A 20,074-nucleotide genomic window follows, 5' to 3' on the forward strand; every position below is an offset into this window, starting at 1 on the left:
GTAGGCTCTCAGGCAGTACAAGATATTTGTCAACGCATTGAGAAAGCCTATCAGTTGTTTTTTAAACACAACAACAAAGGAGTTAGACCACCAGGATTTAAAAAGGTTCCAAGAGTTGATCTGGGTAAGCTTCAGGGAAGTAACCTATCATCCTGCTCAGTTTTCATTGTCAGTTCAGTTAATTATTCTCTAGTTCAACTAATTCTTCTCGTTTTACATCCCCCTCAATCGCATTGTTGGAAACATCAGATACAAAGCCATCTGCTGCATCTTTAATCAAACCTGCTATGGGTACTGCAATTAACAAACCCAACAACCCGCCTATATAAGTACCTATGAGTAAAGAAACGATTACCCAAACCGGTCTCAGTCCTGTGAACTTTCCTAACAACCGAGGTGCGATCGCCTGATCGATTAACTGGTCAATTACAATAGCTACAGCAAACACCTTCACAGCTAGCCAAAAATCATGAGAGGCGATAATTAAAGTCACTACAATCAGACTGACAACATCGCCAAAAGGAATCAAGCTTAAAACCCCAATTCCCAACCCAAAAAGTAGTCCAAACTGCACGTGAAAAGCTAAAAACATTAAAGTTTCTGAAACTCCCATCAGCAGCCCTAAACTAACTTGACCAATTAAGTAGTTTTGAAAATTTTGCTGCACGGAATCTTTAACTTTCTGGGCAAAATCCCAAGGTAATTTTTGAAATATCCCTTCCCAAATCCTTTGACCATCTATTAATAGGTAAAAAGTTAGCACAACTGTGACTATGGCTTCAGAGATACTATCAATTGTATCAATAATAATGCTTAAAAGATGTTTAAATAAATATTGCAACTCATCAGGTAAGTGATTATTTAATTGTGTTAATATTTGCCCAATATTTACTTGTAAATTTTCGCTTAAGTTCCAAGCGGTTAAACTTTGAAATTTAGCCTCATTCGCATCAATCCATTGGGGTAGTAATTTAGCAATTTCATTAAACTGCTCTAAAACAATCGGTACTAATATCGCAGCTAACGCCAGTATAATTACCAAAGCAGGTATAAATACAGATGCGATCGCATAGTTACGTTGCAAGCCGCGTTTTTCCAAACTAGAAACCGGATAGTTTAAAATAAAAGCAAATAAACTTGCTAATACTAAAATAATTACTATTGGTTCAAAGTAATGAAAAAATTTAAATGCTAGCCAAATATTAAGAAAAATTAAAGGAAATATTAGCGTAAAAATTAATATTTTGATTAGTTGATTGAGAGAAGCATTCATAATCAGTCAGCAGTGGTGAGGTAAAATTTCAACCCAAAAATCAGGTCAAATGACAAGAGATTGAACAAAGTGCAATTCATCTTGTTATCTGACTAACACACTCCTCAATAATATAATGTAATGGATATGAAAAAATATAAAATACAAGTAGGGTGTGTTATGCCGTAGGCTAACGCACCTTAAATTATATAAATTCTTAACAGTAAGTTGCACTAGACAACAACATACCCTAATATAGCAATCCTATTTGAGATGCAAACAAAAGGGACAAGGAGGACAAGAAAGACAAGGAAGATAAGTATTTATAATTTATTTAGGATTGCTATACATCCCTTTGACTGTTGACTGTTGACTTTTGACTGTTGACTGTTGACTTTTGACTTACTACCCTTCTTTAAAAGCTAATAATTGTCCCTCATTAATACGTCCTGCCTGATACAGAGTTTCTGTAATTTCCGAAAGAGTTAAAACTGCATAACTGTTGTAACCATGTTGGCTTAACCTATTTTTAACGCCCTGTTCATGGTCGATAAATACAACAATATCTTGAACATTTAGCCCCGCAGATTTTAATTTTTCTGCACCTTCCATCACACTTTTACCACTAATGAGAATATCATCCACAACCACAACAGTTTCACCCGGATTATAGTTACCCTCAATTACTTTGCGAGTTCCATGTGCTTTAACTTCCTTGCGGGGAAAAATCATCGGACAATGAAGGCGTAAAGCTAAACCTGTAGCTGTAGGTAAAGAACCATAAGGAATACCCGCAATCCGATCAAAATTGAGAGTTTCTAAAATAGTTGCATAACCACTCAATACTTGATTAAAAACTTGCGGATTGGAAATAATTTTACGTAAATCGATGTAATAAGGAAAAGTTGCTCCAGAGGCTTGCACAAAGCTACCAAACATAATGCAGCCAATATCGTACAGTTGTAAAATTAAATCTTGCTGCGGATGTATGTTGGAAACGCTTACATCTGGTAACCAGACATTACAGGTAGAATTCTCATCATTAATATTATTTTTGCATTCATTAATTTCTGTGCATAAAGCTGCGATTTCCTGAGATAATTGGGGACTAGATAGCATATCTTGAGGCACAGGAATTATCAACCCCGTACCATTATCATTCAACCCAGCAGCGACAATTTGATTGAGATTGCTACCCTCTACCCAAATACTACGAGCCATAATCAATCTTTCCGGTGCAATGGCGCGAATTAACGCCAAAACTTCCGGATTATTAGTCCCAACTTCTAATCCTAATTGTTCTGGAGTTCCCCAATTTTTTGATTCTTTGACTACTTGCAAATATAAAGGTGTTTCGGTTACCGGATATTGCTGTAAACTTTCTGCACCAGGATTAGATGTACAACATAAAATAAATACTGCATTATCGGGATAAACTAAAAATGGTGCCACATGATCTTGTCCAGTATAAGGACTGAGTGTAATAGCATCAACACCCCATTCTGTAAACACAGTCCGCGCCAAAATAGTACTAGTATTTAAATCGCTATGTTTAGCATCCAAAATAATAGGAATGTGTGAAGGAATAGCTTTTAAAGTTTTGTGCAATAGTTCTAAACCGGGAATACCTAAAGCTTCATAAAACCCGAAAGTTGGTTTATAAGCACAGACATAATCAGCAGTTTCGGCAATAATAAATTGCAACCAATTCCACAAACCTTCCATGATATCTAAAGATGCATAACGTTCGGGCATCATCTCAGGATTGGGATCGAGTCCTACAAATAGTAGACTTTGATTGCGGGCAATATTATCATGTAGTTTATCAAAGAAATTCATAGATAATTGGTCAATAGTCAATAGTCAATAGTCAATGGTCAATAGTCAATGGTCAAGAAGGCGATATTTATTTGTCCTCCTTGTCCCCCTTGTCCTCCTTGTCTCCCTTGTCTCCTTTGTCCCTTTTTCTTGTTATGATTGTTCATTAGCCTGACTTTTTTACAGTCCTGCATACCATTCATAACCTTGGTCTTCCCAGTAACCTTTAAAAATTGATAACTGATTAGTTAGAGTAATTCGAGTTACCCACTTACTTTGCTTATATCCTAATTTAATAGGTGAAGCTAAACGCAAAGGCGCACCGTTATCAACTGGTAAAGGTTCACCGTTTTTTTGATAAGCTAATAAAGTTTGTGGATGCAATACTGATGCTATATCCCAACTTTCATAGTAGCCATCGGCTGATTTAAAATAAGCATACTTGGCATTAGCTTTAGGTTGAGCAAGCGCAATAATTTCTTGCAGACGTACACCACCCCACTGTACAATTGCTGCCCAGCCTTCTACACAAACATGGCGAATAATCATTGAAGTCAGAGGTAAAGCAAAAATTTCTGGCAAACTCAAACTTAAGGGATTATTTACCTCACCATCAACAATTAAACGATACTTTTGCGGATCGATAATTGGCGTACTGCGAAAAGTATTAACTATTAGCGCCTTTGGTTCAATTTGGCTAGGGGAAAATTCTGGTACAGGCTTTTGCGGATTAAATATTAAAGTTTCTAAGCGTTGATTTAGCGGTTCGGAAAGTTTGCCTACCAAATCTTCAAAACTTGGCGTACCGCACCCACCAAGTAAAAAACTCGCACCAGACAATCCAGAAATTTGGAAAAATTGACGTCTTGTCAATTGCAGACGATGACTGCAAATTAAACCCATATAGCCACAAAATACATTTTTCTACAGCCAGCGCAGCTAGTTTACCGAGATTTTGCAACATTCTCAATCACCATAGCCAGAGAATGCACACAATTTAATAATTAGGCGCTAGAACATGAGGAAACGCGATTAATTGCGTAAATGTAGAGACGCGATTAATCGCGTCTTTAACAATAAAAAAAGGTTTGGTTGCGAGCCAAACCTCGATCATTGCTGTGCTTAACAACGTACTAAAATAATTTATACCTAGTCTTATGACAGATCATCATCCTATGGGATGTATGCAAATAAGTCACAACCTGCTATAGCTCTAATTGTGCCAAATATTATCTGTTTTCCCAGCTTTGCGAACTAAATTATCATTACAGTATAATTATATACTATTAGAAGATGAAAAAGGCTTGGTTGTGCCAAGCCTCCAGATATACCAGGTGTTTACCATATATATAGATAATTTAGACATACTCTGCTTAGAGATCATCTTTCTCTTTGTAGTGTACAAATATGCTTAAACCTGATATGATATTTGCCAATTAAAATGGGAAAATTTGCCGTTATAAATCCTGATTTGCTGGCGTTTTGGTTTATCAATAGCCAAATTCTGATGAAAGTTGAGATTTATAATCACTATGCTTGACATCAGATTGCAGTAGGCGACATGCAAGCAGGATGAGCTTGGTAGTTGTGATTCAGCACGTTTACCACGGAATTAACAAATTCCATTGGTTCTATGGGCTTAACAAAGTAAGCCTGAAATCCTGAAGCTAGTGCTTCTTGTTCAACAGTTTCTTGGGCATAAGCAGTCAGAGCGATCGCCGGAATATGCTTGAATTGATTTGTGTACATGGCTCTAATTTTCCGCATCAGAGTACAACCGTCTATTTCTGGTAAGCCAATATCGCACAGCAAGACATCCGGTTGCATTTGTTCTAACACTGCTAAGGCTTCATAGGCCGATCCTGTGACTACTACATCTGCACCTGCATCCTCTAGTAAAAAAGTGAGTAAGAGCTGTGTATCCTCATTATCTTCCACTAGCAAAACTCTTAAACCTTCTAAAACTAGAGAATCTTCCGGAATGGTAGGATTAAGGCTTTTTTCGGAAAGCATATTTTATTCTTATCTCCAAATTTTTTTCCGAAAGTTAATAGTTTCTTCAGGATTCTAGCAGATAAAAAAAATCTGAGCAAAGTGTGGCAATTGAGCTTTGAATATCTGCAAAACTCTGGTTTTGAACGCAAATTTTCTACCCTGGGGTAGATGAAATTTATTATTGGGAAATCATATATATTTTGATTGAAGCAGGTTCAATCATAAAATATTTCTATGGATAATCAAAATATTTTTGTGTAAATGGTAACTCAATCTTTTAAAGAAAATTGCAAAATATTTTGTGAAAATTTACTGACATTTAGATAGCGAGCCTTTACCAGTATAATGACAAAGGTAAATTAATTTCTGGGCAATCTCTTCTAGCGGTAAAATCCAGTCTACAGCTACAGCATTAATAGCCGCTTTTGGCATCACAGCGCATTCAGCAGTTTTTGGGTCTTGAACAATAGCAAGACCAAATTTTAATTTTACCATTTTCAAACCTTGCACACCATCTTCATTTGCGCCTGTTAATATCACACCAATAACTTGCTCGCCATAAATATCTGCAGCAGACTCAAATAAAACATCTATTGAAGGTCGAGCATAGGAAACAGGCTCATCTGTAGACAGTGCAAAAAAACCAGATTCTACTAATAAATGATAATCAGCCGGTGCTAGATAAACATATCCTGGTAAAATCTCGTCTTTATCTTCGACTTCTCGGATTGTTAAAGCTGTATTTTCTTGTAAGATATCTCTCAAGCGATGGCGCGAATCTGGATGGCGATGCTGTACCACGATAATCGGACATGCTAAATCTTTTGGCATGTTTTTTAGCAAGATTTTTAGCGCCGATAACCCACCAATAGATGCACCAATAACTACAACTTTAGCCACCACTAATTCAACCTCCGATAAAGCCTTTCACCTTTGACAAGCTCTTGGTATTGTTGGTCATGAGTGGTAAAACGAATTGATTCTTGCCTGCCTAACCCTAAGATACCAAAAGGACAAAGGCTATGATAAAACAGTTCATGTACGCGCTTTTGTAAATCTTGGTTGAAATAAATTAAAACGTTACGACATATAACGATATGAAACTCATTAAAAGAGCTATCAGTCGCTAAGTTATGTTGAGCAAATATAATATTTTCCCTTAAGGATGCGCGGAAAATAGCATTATCATAAGCTGCGGTGTAATATTCAGAAAAAGAGGCTTTACCACCTGCTTTTAAATACAGTTGGGTATAATCTTGCATGAGTTTTAAAGAATAAATCCCACTTTTTGCTGTTTGCAGTACTTTTTCATTAAAGTCAGTGGCATAAATCCGGCAACGTCGGTAAAGATTTTCTTCTTGTAGTAAAATCGCCATTGAATATACTTCCTCTCCTGTTGAGCATCCAGCGTGCCAAATGCGAATAAAAGGATAGGTGCGTAATAGGGGAATGACTTCATTTCTCAAGGTGAGATAAAAGCTAGGATCGCGAAACATGGAAGTTACATTGACTGTTAGATTCAGTAAAAATCTTTCTAAACATTCTTGATCGTGTAACACCCGCGCTTGTAAATCAGAAACGCTGGTAAAATTCTCTTTTTTTACAAAATGATGAATGCGACGTTTGAGAGAAGATAAGGCATAATTGCGAAAATCATAACCCCAATAACGATACACTCCTTCCAGTAGTAACTGAATTTCGATATCCTCTAATTTTATTTTCGGTAAGCTCATAACAGGCACAAGCAACTATTAATTAGTGATTTTGCTGTGAATATGGCAAAGTCAAAATCTCACAGTTGTTGGCTATTTCTAAAGTACTAGACATTAATATAGACCCAATTTATTTAATAAAACTCATTTTCAATTTATAATTTTTACCGTAGAGTCACGACTGCCTCAAGTCAGATCGCTAAATCCTCTAATAGTTATATGTTTTCAGTTTTTTAACTTTAATATAAATAAAATCTAAAAATATTGAATATTTCAGACAATTAAATGTAAAATAACGACAAATTTACAATTTTTTTAATCAATAGACAAGTTTTAAAAATGGGCATGGGGCATGGGGCATGGGAAGACGTAGAAGACGTAGGTTGGGTTGAGGAACGAAACCCAACACCAAAGCGGCTTTGTTGGGTTTCGCTGTCGCTCTACCCAACCTCCAATTATCTGGAGTTCCCTTAAAGGTATGGGAGTATCTTACCGATATAGCCAAACCCGTAATAAAGAAAGTAATTGCTCTGTATCTACAGGTTTAGTAATATAATCTGAAGCTCCGGCTGCGATGCATTTTTCTCTATCGCCTTGCATAGCTTTTGCAGTTAAAGCAATTATGGGTAGAGAACGGAATTGTACCTGTTGACGGATAGCGCGAGTTGCTTCATAACCATCCATTTCTGGCATCATTACATCCATCAATACAGCATTCACATCAGGATTAGCTTGCAATATTGCTATGCCATCTCTACCATTTTCGGCAAATAATACTTGCATTTGGTAACTTTCTAGCAAGCTGGTGATAGCAAAGATATTGCGTACATCGTCATCAATAATTAAAATCTTTTTATGTGCCAGGATAGCATCAGAATTGCGAAGTTGCTCTAAAATTTGTCGCTTTGACTGAGGTAAATTAGCCTGGATACGATGGAGAAATAAGGCAGTTTCATCAAGTAAGCGTTCAGGCGATCGCACATCTTTAATAATTATAGTCTCTGCTAGGCGTCGTAATTGGGTTTCTTCTGGGCGGGAGAGTTCCTTCCCGGTATAGACAATGATGGGAATCTTGACTAAGTCTGGTTGTTGTTTAATTTGCTCAATTAGTTCTAACCCGTTCATATCCGGTAGACCTAAATCTAAGACAATACAATCAATCCGTTGCGATCGCAATGTCGCTAAAGCCTCAGCTGCTGTATTAACTGCGGTACTTTGCACATCACCATTGCCAATCAACTCTATAATACTGCGGGCTTGCACTGGGTCGTCTTCGATAATGAGTAAATTTTTAACTTTTCGTGCCAAAAAAGCTTTAATATCAGTTAAAGCGCCTGTTAATTGTTCTTTAGAAACAGGTTTTTGTAAATAAGCGATCGCACCTAACTCTAAACCGCGTTGTTGGCGATCGTCAATAGATAATATATGTACGGGAATATGGCGAGTTTCTCCATTATGCTTGAGACGATCTAACACCATCAAGCCATCCATATCGGGCATACATACATCTAAAGTAATCGCATCTGGTTTAAACTGTTGTGCTAGCGCCAAACCTGCTTGCCCGTGTAAAGCTAGCAAAACTTTAAACCCTTGTTGTTGCGCCATGTCTTGCAAAATCCGCGCAAATTTCACATCATCTTCAATCACCAGCAATACTTTATCACCTACGCGGATATTTTCTCGATCGTCGGCAATTTCTGGCTGAGAATTAGGGAGATTAACTACTGACAAAGAAGGAGAAACTAGGGGAAGAGAAGAAGTTATTTGTGTAGCTAGCAAATTTTTCTGCTTGACAATTTCACTTTCTTTAGGTGTGACATTGGGTTGCATTTCTTGTAGCGGTAAATAAAGCGTAAAAGTGCTTCCCTCTCCTAGCTGACTTATTAATTCAATTCTCCCACCTAACAAATGAGCTAGTTCTCGACTAATAGATAAACCTAAGCCTGTACCTCCATATTTGCGGCTGGTGGTACCATCTGCTTGTTGAAAGGCTTCAAAAATTAACTGCTGTTTTTCTTTTGCAATGCCAATACCCGTATCGCTAACAGCAAAAGCCACTGTATCTGGAGATATTAACCTCACTTCTAAGCTGACTCTACCTTGTTCGGTAAACTTAAAAGCATTCCCCAATAAATTATTCAAAATTTGTTGTAAGCGTTTGGGATCGGTATAAAATTCCGGTGGTAATTTTTGGTCAAATTCTAGATTAAAATTTAACCCTTTATTTTGCGCTAATTGACAAAAGTTAGCTTGCAAGTGTCTTTGTAAATCAACAAAATTAACTGGCTTATTTTCTATAGTAAATTTACCTGATTCAACTTTCGCCAAATCTAAAACATCGTTAATTAATGCTAATAAATCTGTCCCAGCATTATAGATAGTTTGACTATATTCGATTTGTTTTGCAGTTAAATTCCCCTCGGAATTCTCCGACATTAACCGCGCTAAAATTAATAGGCTATTTAGCGGCGTTCTTAGCTCATGAGACATATTGGCTAAAAACTCCGACTTATATTTAGAAGATAAAGTTAATGCTTGAGCTTGTTCTTCTAAAGATAGTCTTGCTTGTTCAATTTGTTGATTTTTAACTTCAACTTCTCGCTTTTGTACCGCCAATAATTCGGCTTTTTCTTCCAATTCTTCATTTAAAGCTTGTAATTCCTCGTTAGATTGTTTTAATTCCTCCTGCTGTTGCTGTAAAAGTAGTTGTGATGCTTCTAAATCTGCTGCTTGTTGTTGTAATAAATGGTTGCTATTTTGCAGTTCTGCTTGTTGCGCTTTTAATTCTTCCGTTAATTCCTGAGATTGCTGGAGAAGTTGCTGAGTTAACATATCAGCATTAATTGCATTTAAAGCAATACCAATAACTTCACTAACTTGCTCTAAAAAAGTTAAATGTAGTTCGCTAAAAGCTTGCAATGATGCTAATTCAATCACAGCATTTACCTGCTTTTCAAATAATACAGGTAAGACAACAATATTTAATGGTGGTGTTTCTCCTAAGCCAGAACTAATTCGGATATAATCAGGTGGTACTTGGGTGAGTAAAATTCTTTGCTTTTCTAAAGCACATTGACCGACTAAACCTTCTCCTAAGCGAAATTGATTTGCTAAATTTTTTCGTTCTTTGTAAGCATAGCTACTAAATAACTTTAATATTGGCTGAGTTTCGCGATTCTCCATTAAATAAATGACACCATGTTGGGCGCTAACCAAAGGTGCTAACTTAGATAAAATTGATTCAGTGACATTTACTAAATTTCTCTTTCCTTGCAAGCTATTACTAAATTCAGCCAAGTTAGATTTTAACCAATTTTCCTGTTCATTTTTTTGTTTAGTTTCTTGTAAATTGGCAATCATTTGATTGAAACTGCGTGTCAATATCCCCACTTCATCTTGGCGTTTTGTATCGGGGAGTTTAGCTGATAAATCGCCATCAGCAATTTTTGCAGCTACACGAGAAAATTTTTCTAGCGGTTGGGAAATATCACGAGATAACAGATAGCCAATCAAAGCTATTAAGATAAAAGAGATAGGAATTCCATAAGTAATGGTAGAAATAGTAGCTCTAGCCGCAGATTTTGCTTTGTTTGAACGCTGAATTAATAATTCATTCTCTTCTGATTTCATCTCCTCAGTCAGGTTGCGGATTCTATCCATCAACCGCTTACCTTCATCGGTAAGAATGAGCTTTTTAGCTGCTTCTAAGCCTTGACGATCTCGTAATTCCAGTACCTTTTGCATGATAGTTATCCTTTCAGCAATTAGTGGCTGTAATCGTTCGAGCCGATGTTTTTGATTGGGATTATCTGCGGTGAAATCGCGCAGTCTTATTAGAGGTTGGTCTATAGATTCAATTGCTGCTTGATATGGCTCTAAATAGCGCTTTTCACCAGTAATTATATAACCGCGCTGCCCTGTTTCTGCTTGTTGTAGCTTGCTATTTAAATCTTGCAGCAGTCCTAAAACTTGGTATGTATGATTTTCCAGGTATGATGTATCGATCAATTCGTTAGTAGTGCGATGAGAAATGAGTCCCAGCGCACTTAAAATAGTCAGGCCTAGAGCGAAACTAGTGCCAATTTTGCTGCCAATCTTCAAACGGTTTAACATTGCTAATGTCAGCTTTAACAAATCAGGCATTCCCATGAGCTTACCATCTTTTTTCACTATAGGATTCTTGCCTGATTTTTGAAATATTCCCCAAAAGACGCGATTAGCATTGCCCAGTCTACTATATTGACGTTGAATAGTCACGCCAGCGCTACCAAAATCAAATCTCATATCTAGCAGAACTTAGGTCATGACCATCATGGCTTTAATCTTATTTTATTCCTGATAGCCCAGCAAAATAACGTAACATATATTACTGAAAATTATTGGGGCAATTTTTTAACAAAAAGATATATTTTATACCAATACCTTTAAAAAAATATAAAATAAGGTTTGGATTAATATTTTAATGGCTTACCAAGCTTAGTTTATGTTAAATTACCTCAAAGAGATCTGGTTAAAATAATACAATCATTATCTATATTTTCTTGCGTATTAATACTGAAAATCATCAGGAGTTCAGCCAATGTACGGACTAGTCAACAAAGCTATTGAAGACATGATTTGCAAATACCACGGTGAAGATACCTGGGAAAAAATTAAGGAAAAGGCTGGATTTGAGGATATTGATTTTTTTGTGGCGATGGATGCATATTCTGATGATGTTACCTATCGTTTAGTGAAAGCGGTTTGTGATGTCTTAAGAATGCCTGCACATGAAGTACTCAAAGCTTTTGGAGAATATTGGGTAACTTATACTGCAGAAGAAGGTTATGGAGAACTTCTAGCCACTGCGGGAAATTCTTTACCTCAGTTTATTGAGAATTTGGATAACCTCCATGCGCGGGTGGGTTTGAGTTTTTCCGATCTGCGCCCCCCATCTTTTGAATGCGAACACACCAGCGATAAATCGCTGCATCTCCATTACCAATCTAGCCGCCACGGATTAGCGCCGATGGTGATTGGTTTACTCCACGGATTGGGGAAACGCTTTCACACAGAAGTAGATGTAACCCAAACTAGTTTTCGCGATCGCGGTGATGCTCACGATGTCTTCTCGATAAAGTACAACGATTCTCACGCCGATGACAAATAATCAGGTTACTGAGTTCAGACAATTCAGTCTTAGTGCTGACCAATTTGCAGCTTTGTTTCCCTTCCATCTGGTGATAGATCGCCAAATGAAGATTGTCCAGATGGGTGAAGTACTGCAGCGGATTTTAGAACCGATTAAAATTCTTGGTAGTTCCTTAGATGAACATTTCCAGATTAATCGGCCTAGATGTCCAGTGAACTTTGATGCCATTAGTCAACAAACGCGATCGCTATTTCTGTTGCAATCTCAGCATAAAGAAATGCAGCTCAAAGGACAAATGGTAAATCTAGAGGATGACGATCATCTGGTGTTTCTTGGCTCGCCCTGGATTACAGAGATTAGCGATCTCAAAAAACTTGAATTGAGCATCGATGATTTTCCTCTCTATGACTCTGTTTCCGATTATTTGTTTCTTTTGCAAGCGAAAAATTCCGCCCTTGCAGATGCCAAAAAATTAACCACCAAACTTACACAACAACGTTCGGAATTAAGAGCCACAGCTTCACGACTGCGAACGCTGATTGAAAGTTTACAGGTAGGTATTTTATTGGAAGACGAGAACCGACATGTGATTCTCGCCAATCAAGAGTTTTGCGATCTATTTAGTATTCCCCTGAAGCCAGAAGCTTTACAAGGAACGGATTGTCGCCAATCAGCCGAGATAAGCAAGCAACTTTTTGCTGAACCGGAACGATTTACACAGCGCGTCCAGGAGATGTTGAGCAACGGTGAAATAGTTATGAATCAAGAATGGCCACTCAAAGATGGACGCATTTTTGAACAAGACTATGTACCCATTATTGTGGATCATAAATTTTATGGACATTTGTGGAAATATCGCGATATTACCCAGCGCAAACAATCAGAAAATGCTTTGAGGTTAAGTGAAGAACAGTTAAAATTAGCTCTGGATGCAGTAGATGAAGGACTTTGGGACTGGAATTTAGCGACTGGAGAAGTTTATCGTAGTCCTCGCTGGTTCACCATGCTGGGGTACAATCCACAGGAGATGGCAGACGATATTAAAGTTAGAAATAAATTAATCCATCCTGAAGATAAAAAGATAGTACAGCAACGACTGATCGATCACATCAAAGGTAAAACACCTTATTATGAAGCCGAAGTCCGCTTACTCACCAAATCTGGGGAATGGAAGTGGATTTTGGATCGGGGTAAGTTGGTAAACCGCAATTTTTCTGAAAAATATTTGCGGATGGTAGGAACCCATCTAGATATTACCGCCCGCAAACAGTCAGAAGCAGAGCTACACCAACAGTACCAACGCGCTTTACTACTCAAGCAAATTACTGAAGAAATTCGTCAGTCTTTACAGCTGGAAAAAATTCTCCAGACAACGGTGACGGAAGTACAGCGAATTTTGCAAGCCGATCGCGTTCTGATTTTCCAAGTTCATGGTGATGGTTCTGGTAAAGTCTTGCAGGAAGCGGTAATTCCTGGCTGGTCGGCTACTTTAGCGCAGGAGATTTACGATCCTTGTTTTCATAAATACCAAGGCTTGTATCGTCAGGGCAGGATTACAGCAATTTCTGATCTAGAGCAAGCTGGACTAAAACCTTGCTATGTAGAATTTTTACAGCAGTTTCAGGTGAAAGCGAATTTAGTCGTGCCGATTTTGGTACGAGAAGATTTGTGGGGGTTATTAATTGTGCATCAATGCGATCGCCCCAGACAATGGACGGAATTAGAGTTAGATCTGGTCAAACATCTCGCCGATCAAATGGGTATCGCCCTGACGCAAGCCCAATTACTCACCCAGGAAACCCGCCAAGCCCATCTGTTAGCCCAGCAAAATAAAGAACTCAGCCAAGCCAAACAAGCAGCTGAAACGGCCAATATGGCTAAGAGTAACTTCCTAGCCACCATGAGTCATGAAATCCGCACGCCGATGAATGCAATTATTGGCATGACAGGATTGCTCTTAGATACTCCCCTGCAACCGGAGCAACTTGATTATGTGGAAACGATCCGTAACAGTGGGGATACATTATTAACAATTATCAATGACATTCTCGACTTTTCTAAAATTGAGTCTGGCAATTTAGAACTAGAAGAACAGCCTTTTGATTTGCAAGTTTGTGTGGAGGAAGCCTTAGATTTACTGGCTCCCCAAGCAGCCTTGAAAGGTATCGAACTGATGTACCAATTCCAACCGCGCACGCCAACCCTAATTATTGGTGACATTACCCGCGTGCGCCAAATTCTTTGGAATTTAGTCAGTAATGCCGTTAAATTCACCCAACAAGGTGAAGTTGTCATTACTGTCACCGTGCAGCCGCAAATTCTCGCCCAAAAAGCCAATAATAGCGATCATGTATATTATGAATTTCTGTTTGCTGTCAGCGATACAGGTATTGGCATCCCACGCGATCGCTTAGATCGACTATTTAAGCCCTTTAGTCAGGTCGATGCTTCCATGACTCGACGTTATGGCGGTACCGGCTTAGGATTAGCCATCAGCAAGCGCCTCAGCGAGATTATGGGGGGCAAAATGTGGGTAGATAGTCAACCCGGCCAAGGCTCTACCTTTTATTTCACAGCCACCCTCCAAGTCGATCCTTCTGCCATCGAGAATGCTTGGGATATCTATCCCGAACTGCTGGGTAAGCGATTGCTCCTCGCCACAGGTAACACCAATTTACGCAAATGCTTAACTTGTCAAATTCAAAGCTTGGGAGTCTATGTTAAACCTGTAGAATCAAGTACGGCAGTTCTGCGGTTAATGGCAGAAAATAGTTTTGACATCGCTATCTTAGATATTGATAGTCTCGACTTGCATATTGCCGATTTGACAGCTAAAATCCGGGCAATACCAACACAACAGGATTTACCTTTGGTCATGTTGAGCTTTAAAGGTAAGCAAACTGTAGAAATCAAAGAGGTAGCTACTGAATTTGCTGCCTTTTTGCAAAAACCTGTGCGCCATTACCAATTACACAACACCCTATTACAAATAGTGCGTGGTAACTGGTCTACTCGACGCATCAGTCAGAAAATTACCCTTCCTTCTTATTCCCGCTTGCCAACACCAAATCTACCTAACATTGATGCCCAAATGGGGCAAACTTTACCCCTAAAGATTCTCTTAGTAGAGGATGTGTTAGTAAATCAAAAGATTGCTTTGAAGATGTTGCAGCGCTTGGGTTACCGTGCAGATGTGGCTAATAATGGGCTGGAAGCTCTAGAAGCCTTGCAAAGGCAACTTTATGATGTGGTGTTTATGGACATCCAAATGCCAGAAATGGATGGTTGGGAGACTACTATCCACATTCGTCAGGAATTGTCTGAAAACACCCAACCTTGGATTATCGCCATGACAGCCCATGCGCGTCCAGAAGATCGGCAAGAATGCTTAACTGTGGGTATGGATGATTACGTCAGTAAACCCATTAGTTTAGAAGCTCTAGAAGCAGTGCTGAAAAAGTATGATATTGCCGCACATCTAGCAGCCGCACCTCCAGAATCGATGGATGTACCGGAATCTGCATTGACTTCTACAGCTATAGAAGCAGATGTAGAATCGGATGTTCCAGAGGTAATTGAAGTTATTGATGGGCGTTTTCTCCAAGAACTGCGTGCTATGGCGGGTAGTGATGGCGATGCTTTAATTGCTGAGTTGATCCAGGTTTATTTAGAAGATACTCCCGATAAAATCCAGACAATTAAAGATGCAATTACCAAAGACGATCGCTCAACCATCGCCAAAGCCGCTCATGCTTTGCGATCGCCTAGCGTCAGTATTGGTGCTGTGCGCCTGGGAAATATCTGTGAAACTCTAGAAAATGGTGCCAAAGAGCGATCGCTAGATCAACTTACAGCACTAGTTAATCAGCTAGAGAAAGAGTATAGTAATGCGATCGCGGCTCTCCAAAGCCGGAATTTCCTATAATCAACCCGCCCCTAATGAAAATTGTACAGACGCAATTCATCGCATCTCTTGTACAGACGCGATTCATCGCGTCTCTAACAAATGACAAATGACAAATGACAACCATATCTAATTCACCAATAAAAATTTTAGTAATTGATGACGATCGCGTTATTCAACTAGTTTTAAAGCAAACTCTCCAAGCTCAGGGATATGAAGTAATTCTCGCTAACAATGGTCTGCAAGGCGTAGAACAAGCTTATAAACACCAGCCAGCCTTAATTATTTCTGATTGGCAAATGGAAGAAATGGATGGTTTAGAAGTATGCCGCAAAATTAAATCTGAACCTTCTCTATCAACCACATTTTTTATTCTCCTCACTTCACGTAAAGCTATAGAAGATAAAGTTGAGGGTTTAGATACAGGTGCAGATGACTTTTTAAATAAACCGATTGAAGTCAATGAATTAAAAGCTAGAGTCCGTGCGGGACTGAGACTGTATCAAACAAATCAAGAACTGAAAAAAGTAGCCCAAGATTTACAAATCCAAAAACAGCTGCTCGAAGCAGAATTAAATGAAGCTGCGGATTATGTCAAATCTATTCTTCCCGCACCCATAACAGGAGCAGTGACCATCAATTCTCAGTTCTTACCCTCCCGTCAATTGGGAGGTGATTGTTTTGATTACTATTGGTTAGATGCAGATAATTTAGTCATCTATCTTTTAGATGTTTCTGGTCATGGATTAGCAGCAGCCCTACCTTCCATTTCCATCCATAATCTATTGCGATCGCATTCTCTCCCCACAGCCAGTCTTTATAATCCATCTGAAGTGCTACAAGATTTAAATCAAGTGTTTCAAATGGATCAGCACAATTCTCAATACTTTACTATTTGGTATGGGGTTTTTAACCTCAGTTCCTCTCAATTAACTTACTCTAGTGCCGGACATCCTCCAGCTTTGTTATTGTCGCCCTCAACCGACTCTGGTTTAGAGGTAAAACAATTAGTTATGCGTGGCTTACCTATCGGCGCATTTACTCAAGCTCAATATCACAATGCTGTATGTGATATTCAAGCTGGAAGTAAACTGTATGTATTTAGCGATGGCGTTTATGAGGTAGAAAAAGCTGATGGTAACATGTGGAATTTTAATGGCTTCATTAATTTATTAACTGTGTGCAATCAACAATTTCACACTAGTGTTAATCAGATTTCCGAAGCAATCAAAAATGTCACAGGTAGTCAAATATTTAACGATGACTTTTCTTTATTAGAAATTGAATTTAAGCCGGAGTCAGCTGTTCCATAAACGCAGCTTGGTCAGGTAAAACCTCAAAAATAGTTGTTGTATTGCTGAGTTCTAAAATCATTCTAATTTGTTCGTTAATCGAACAAAGTACTAGCCTACCTTGTTCTTGTTGTACTGTCTTTAGCATTGACAGCAGAGTGCCAAATCCAGAGCTATCCATAAAAGTAACAGCTTGAAAATCTAGCAAGAATGTTTTGGCACCCGCAGCCATCAATTTACTCATCTGTTCATAGGTTTCTCGACCTTGTTTACCATTAAAAATTCCGGCTGGCTGAATAACTTTCACTTGCTTTTCCATGAGTTTGATTGCAAAGGTAAGATCCAATAATAGAATAAGATGCAAAAACAAAGTTAAAACGCAAACAGTAAGCTATAGCAATCCTAAATGAGCCATCAATACTTACTCCTCCTTGTCCATGTTGATAAAAACTAATACCAACTCAAAATTTACCGAGTAATATCTTTCTTTAATAACAGGCAGTTTTTATCCCCCGCTTCCCGCGTATAACTAACAGTCCAACCGTAATCTCTTTTAAGCCGTAAAAGAAAAATACAGCCCCAGTGAGCTTCCCGATCTAAAGGGTTAAAACTGCCATTACTCGTTTGTTGATTAAGCTCGTCTAAAACTGCTTCTAGGTCGAAAATATCACCGCAATCCCAAATATAAATCTGGAAAGATTTGGAGTCAATTGTCGCTGCTAAGTCAACAGGAGTTTGTGAACTCAGGTGGCTGTGAGCGTGACGTACCACATTGGTAAAGCCTTCAAGCAAGGCAGTTTGACCTTCTATCCACATTTGGTATGGTAGATGCTTACAGTTGAATTGATCAAACCATTCTACAACTATTGCCATTTCATCTAAATCACTGGCAACTTGTAAAGCAGAATGATGCAGAAATGAATTTGTTTGCAGTGACATTTAGACTGCCCCAGAATCTTTTTGGAAAAATACAGTAATTGTCTTGAAAATTAACTTTAAATCATAAAGTAAACTCCAATTATTTTGATAACGTAAATCGAGTTCAATTACATCCTCAAAGTTACGGATTTTTGAGCGCCCATTAACTTGCCACTCACCGCTAAGTCCAGGTTTGACATCTAATCTTTGCCAATTAGCAATTTCATATTTTTCCATTTCATCGGGAGTTGGCGGACGAGTGCCAATTAAGCTCATATCTCCGATGAGAATATTCCAAAATTGGGGAAATTCATCTAAGCTAGTTTTGCGCAGAAAGCTTCCCACACGGGTGATGCGTGGATCGGCATCATTTTTGAAAAAAGCACCAGATGCTTGGTTAGGAATAGTTGCTTTCAGTGCTTCTGCATTTGTCACCATTGAGCGAAACTTCCAAATGCGAAACCGTCTTCCCATCCAGCCACAGCGAGTTTGGCTAAATAGTATAGGCCCCGGACTATCGAGTTTAATCGCGATCGCAATTGGCACAAATAAGACAGCAGTGAGCATTAAGCCCAAAATTGCACCGACAATATCAATGGCGCGTTTAATTGGCGATCGCACCGACGGATGGGTTAAGGGGGGACGCTGCTCAACTTTGCGGTTTAACGTCGGGATAATCGCCTCTGTATTAGCTTCAATCTGAAATATCTCTTCTAAACCTACCAAAGAAAAAGCCAGTTGTACCTGGGGTTGCACGCTCCAAAAGACTAATTCAATATTTTTGGCCTGTGCAGATTTATGATTCGTAATCAATGCACCAACGCCACTACTATCAATCAGTGCAGTCTGGCCAAAGTCTAAGATAATTTTTTTGATCGTATCTTCTTCCAACCATGTCTGAAACTGCTTACGGAAGGAAACAGCCTCAATCACAGTTAATCTGGCAGGTAGCTGAACTAAGAGCAGACCACCTTTACGAGTCGTCTTGAGAGATGCTGTAGTTGTAGTTTTCGTATTAGTCTGAGAACTCATAATTTAGACACACCTACTGACAATTCTGGAAAACTTTCACCAAAGCGAGCTTGCAGACTATTGCAAAGTGCGATCGCACTCGCCGTAGACACATCTGCAATCGATATCTGTTCAGGAGCCTCAATAAATCGCACCAAATCTGCCGGCGACCAAGCTATAGGTACATTCAACTGCGATAGTGCTAGCGCTAGTTCTACTTGATGATCGTCAACATGTTCGCCAAATCTCTGGCTGCGAGGTACCAAAATATAGGGTTTATCCAAAGAATCTAACAGCAGTAAAGTTCCTTCGCCACAATGAGCAATCACGATTCGCGCCTGCTGAATCAATTCCTGAAATTGCTCTTCTTTGACAAAACGATAAACCCGCGCACCAGCAGGTAAAACGGCGTTAGAACTGCCATACTGCACCACAACTTCCTCATCAATGAGTTGTGTTTGCAGTAATACCTCAATCCAAGACATCAAACGGTTGAAAGGATACTGTTCCGAACCAACTGTGACAAAAATCATAGACTTTCCTGGGGAACGATCAGTTCAGCTTGGGGATAACGAGCTTGTAGTTGGGGCCATTGCACATATAAGACGCTTAAAAAAGGCAAAGTTAACCTCGCAGATAAACTTAAAGTCTCAATTCGCGTCACAGATTCAATAAACGCTGTTTTACAACCTAACAACTTACCCAAAATCAAAAAAGGTACAGCAACTCCTGCACCTGTAGAGATAATCAAGTCAGGTTGATTTTGGTTAATAACTTGAAAAGCTAACAGCAAATTCCGGAAAAAATTCGGTAAATTGCGATTAGTTGGACTAAAAGCCCAATATACAGTTTCTTCGGACAAAGCTGCTTGTGTAGTTGCGCTTTTAAAAGTTACCCAAACCCGCTCATGCGGTTCCCAAAACGGACGCAATTGCTGCAGACCTTTAAAATGTCCTCCAGAGGAACAAACTAATAATACCTTCATAGATAAAGATAAATTTCCCTGAAAATGCTATTTTGTGATGATAAAAGTCAGATTCT

15 protein-coding genes and 1 pseudogene are annotated in these 20,074 nt (G+C 38.8%); 4 read left to right on the forward strand and 12 right to left on the reverse strand.

Annotated features, from left to right (window positions below):
* Positions 1-114: pseudogene (locus H6G08_RS37825) on the forward strand (RNA-guided endonuclease TnpB family protein); the annotation flags it as partial.
* Positions 115-178: 64 nt separating this feature from the next.
* Here H6G08_RS37825 and H6G08_RS31835 read toward each other — a convergent pair.
* From H6G08_RS31835 to H6G08_RS31865, 7 genes are all read right to left on the reverse strand, one after another.
* On the reverse strand, positions 179-1,273 hold the full coding sequence (locus H6G08_RS31835) for an AI-2E family transporter (RefSeq protein ID WP_190550491.1): 1,095 nt from the start codon (positions 1,271-1,273) through the stop codon (positions 179-181).
* Positions 1,274-1,657: 384 nt separating this feature from the next.
* A complete protein-coding gene (locus H6G08_RS31840; protein ID WP_190550493.1) occupies positions 1,658-3,091 on the reverse strand; it encodes a bifunctional orotidine-5'-phosphate decarboxylase/orotate phosphoribosyltransferase in 1,434 nt (477 codons plus the stop codon).
* A gap of 159 nt (positions 3,092-3,250) precedes the next feature.
* Positions 3,251-3,973: a molybdopterin-dependent oxidoreductase gene (locus tag H6G08_RS31845; protein ID WP_190550495.1), complete on the reverse strand. Its 723-nt coding sequence runs from the start codon at positions 3,971-3,973 to the stop codon at positions 3,251-3,253.
* 639 nt (positions 3,974-4,612) lie between these two features.
* Positions 4,613-5,083, reverse strand: a complete 471-nt coding sequence (locus H6G08_RS31850) for a response regulator (RefSeq protein ID WP_190550497.1) — start codon at positions 5,081-5,083, stop codon at positions 4,613-4,615.
* A gap of 291 nt (positions 5,084-5,374) precedes the next feature.
* Entirely contained in the window at positions 5,375-5,968 is a 594-nt protein-coding gene (locus tag H6G08_RS31855; RefSeq protein WP_190550499.1) for a chemotaxis protein CheB, read from the reverse strand.
* Positions 5,968-6,798, reverse strand: coding sequence for a CheR family methyltransferase (locus H6G08_RS31860; RefSeq protein ID WP_190550501.1), 831 nt, complete (start codon positions 6,796-6,798; stop codon positions 5,968-5,970). The genes H6G08_RS31855 and H6G08_RS31860 overlap by 1 nt, the downstream gene beginning before the upstream one ends.
* A gap of 468 nt (positions 6,799-7,266) precedes the next feature.
* Complete coding sequence (locus H6G08_RS31865) at positions 7,267-10,890, reverse strand: response regulator (protein ID WP_190550545.1); 3,624 nt, start codon at positions 10,888-10,890, stop codon at positions 7,267-7,269.
* 466 nt (positions 10,891-11,356) lie between these two features.
* On the opposite strand from H6G08_RS31865, the gene H6G08_RS31870 reads away from it, so the two are divergent.
* From H6G08_RS31870 to H6G08_RS31880, 3 genes are all read left to right on the forward strand, one after another.
* On the forward strand, positions 11,357-11,926 hold the full coding sequence (locus H6G08_RS31870) for a heme NO-binding domain-containing protein (protein WP_190550503.1): 570 nt from the start codon (positions 11,357-11,359) through the stop codon (positions 11,924-11,926).
* Positions 11,916-15,833 (forward strand): response regulator, encoded by a 3,918-nt coding sequence (locus H6G08_RS31875; RefSeq protein WP_190550505.1) that lies wholly within the window; start codon positions 11,916-11,918, stop codon positions 15,831-15,833. Before H6G08_RS31870 ends, H6G08_RS31875 begins: the two co-directional genes overlap by 11 nt.
* A gap of 95 nt (positions 15,834-15,928) precedes the next feature.
* Positions 15,929-17,125: a PP2C family protein-serine/threonine phosphatase gene (locus H6G08_RS31880; RefSeq protein WP_190550507.1), complete on the forward strand. Its 1,197-nt coding sequence runs from the start codon at positions 15,929-15,931 to the stop codon at positions 17,123-17,125.
* On the opposite strand, the gene nfsR is transcribed toward H6G08_RS31880, so the two are convergent.
* The 5 genes from nfsR to pssD all read right to left on the reverse strand — a co-directional run bounded on the left by nfsR (position 17,100) and on the right by pssD (position 20,018).
* Positions 17,100-17,423: an anti-anti-sigma factor NfsR gene (nfsR, locus tag H6G08_RS31885; RefSeq protein ID WP_190550510.1), complete on the reverse strand. Its 324-nt coding sequence runs from the start codon at positions 17,421-17,423 to the stop codon at positions 17,100-17,102. The two genes, H6G08_RS31880 and nfsR, sit on opposite strands and share 26 nt — an antisense overlap.
* 149 nt (positions 17,424-17,572) lie before the next feature.
* Positions 17,573-18,043, reverse strand: coding sequence for an anti-sigma factor NfsS (nfsS, locus tag H6G08_RS31890; protein ID WP_190550512.1), 471 nt, complete (start codon positions 18,041-18,043; stop codon positions 17,573-17,575).
* Positions 18,044-19,054 (reverse strand): sugar transferase, encoded by a 1,011-nt coding sequence (locus tag H6G08_RS31895; protein ID WP_190550514.1) that lies wholly within the window; start codon positions 19,052-19,054, stop codon positions 18,044-18,046. It abuts the gene before it with no gap.
* Positions 19,051-19,566 (reverse strand): glycosyltransferase, encoded by a 516-nt coding sequence (locus H6G08_RS31900; protein WP_190550516.1) that lies wholly within the window; start codon positions 19,564-19,566, stop codon positions 19,051-19,053. Before H6G08_RS31900 ends, H6G08_RS31895 begins: the two co-directional genes overlap by 4 nt.
* On the reverse strand, positions 19,563-20,018 hold the full coding sequence (gene pssD, locus H6G08_RS31905; RefSeq protein WP_190550518.1) for a PssD/Cps14F family polysaccharide biosynthesis glycosyltransferase: 456 nt from the start codon (positions 20,016-20,018) through the stop codon (positions 19,563-19,565). The genes H6G08_RS31900 and pssD overlap by 4 nt, the downstream gene beginning before the upstream one ends.
* Positions 20,019-20,074: the final 56 nt, after the last annotated feature.

It is taken from the genome of Calothrix anomala FACHB-343, assembly GCF_014696435.1.
GTDB lineage: Bacteria > Cyanobacteriota > Cyanobacteriia > Cyanobacteriales > Nostocaceae > Aulosira > Aulosira anomala_A.

Excerpts from the sequence above, each read along its gene's own strand:
- H6G08_RS31835 (WP_190550491.1), bottom strand. The coding sequence starts at position 1,273 with ATGAATGCTTCTCTCAATCAACTAATCAAAATATTAATTTTTACGCTA.
- H6G08_RS31840 (WP_190550493.1), bottom strand. The coding sequence starts at position 3,091 with ATGAATTTCTTTGATAAACTACATGATAATATTGCCCGCAATCAAAGT.
- H6G08_RS31845 (WP_190550495.1), bottom strand. The coding sequence starts at position 3,973 with ATGGGTTTAATTTGCAGTCATCGTCTGCAATTGACAAGACGTCAATTT.
- H6G08_RS31850 (WP_190550497.1), bottom strand. The coding sequence starts at position 5,083 with ATGCTTTCCGAAAAAAGCCTTAATCCTACCATTCCGGAAGATTCTCTA.
- H6G08_RS31860 (WP_190550501.1), bottom strand. The coding sequence starts at position 6,798 with ATGAGCTTACCGAAAATAAAATTAGAGGATATCGAAATTCAGTTACTA.
- H6G08_RS31865 (WP_190550545.1), bottom strand. The coding sequence starts at position 10,890 with ATGTTAAACCGTTTGAAGATTGGCAGCAAAATTGGCACTAGTTTCGCT.
- H6G08_RS31870 (WP_190550503.1), top strand. The coding sequence starts at position 11,357 with ATGTACGGACTAGTCAACAAAGCTATTGAAGACATGATTTGCAAATAC.
- H6G08_RS31875 (WP_190550505.1), top strand. The coding sequence starts at position 11,916 with ATGACAAATAATCAGGTTACTGAGTTCAGACAATTCAGTCTTAGTGCT.
- H6G08_RS31880 (WP_190550507.1), top strand. The coding sequence starts at position 15,929 with ATGACAACCATATCTAATTCACCAATAAAAATTTTAGTAATTGATGAC.
- nfsR (WP_190550510.1), bottom strand. The coding sequence starts at position 17,423 with ATGGAAAAGCAAGTGAAAGTTATTCAGCCAGCCGGAATTTTTAATGGT.
- nfsS (WP_190550512.1), bottom strand. The coding sequence starts at position 18,043 with ATGTCACTGCAAACAAATTCATTTCTGCATCATTCTGCTTTACAAGTT.
- H6G08_RS31895 (WP_190550514.1), bottom strand. The coding sequence starts at position 19,054 with ATGAGTTCTCAGACTAATACGAAAACTACAACTACAGCATCTCTCAAG.
- H6G08_RS31900 (WP_190550516.1), bottom strand. The coding sequence starts at position 19,566 with ATGATTTTTGTCACAGTTGGTTCGGAACAGTATCCTTTCAACCGTTTG.
- pssD (WP_190550518.1), bottom strand. The coding sequence starts at position 20,018 with ATGAAGGTATTATTAGTTTGTTCCTCTGGAGGACATTTTAAAGGTCTG.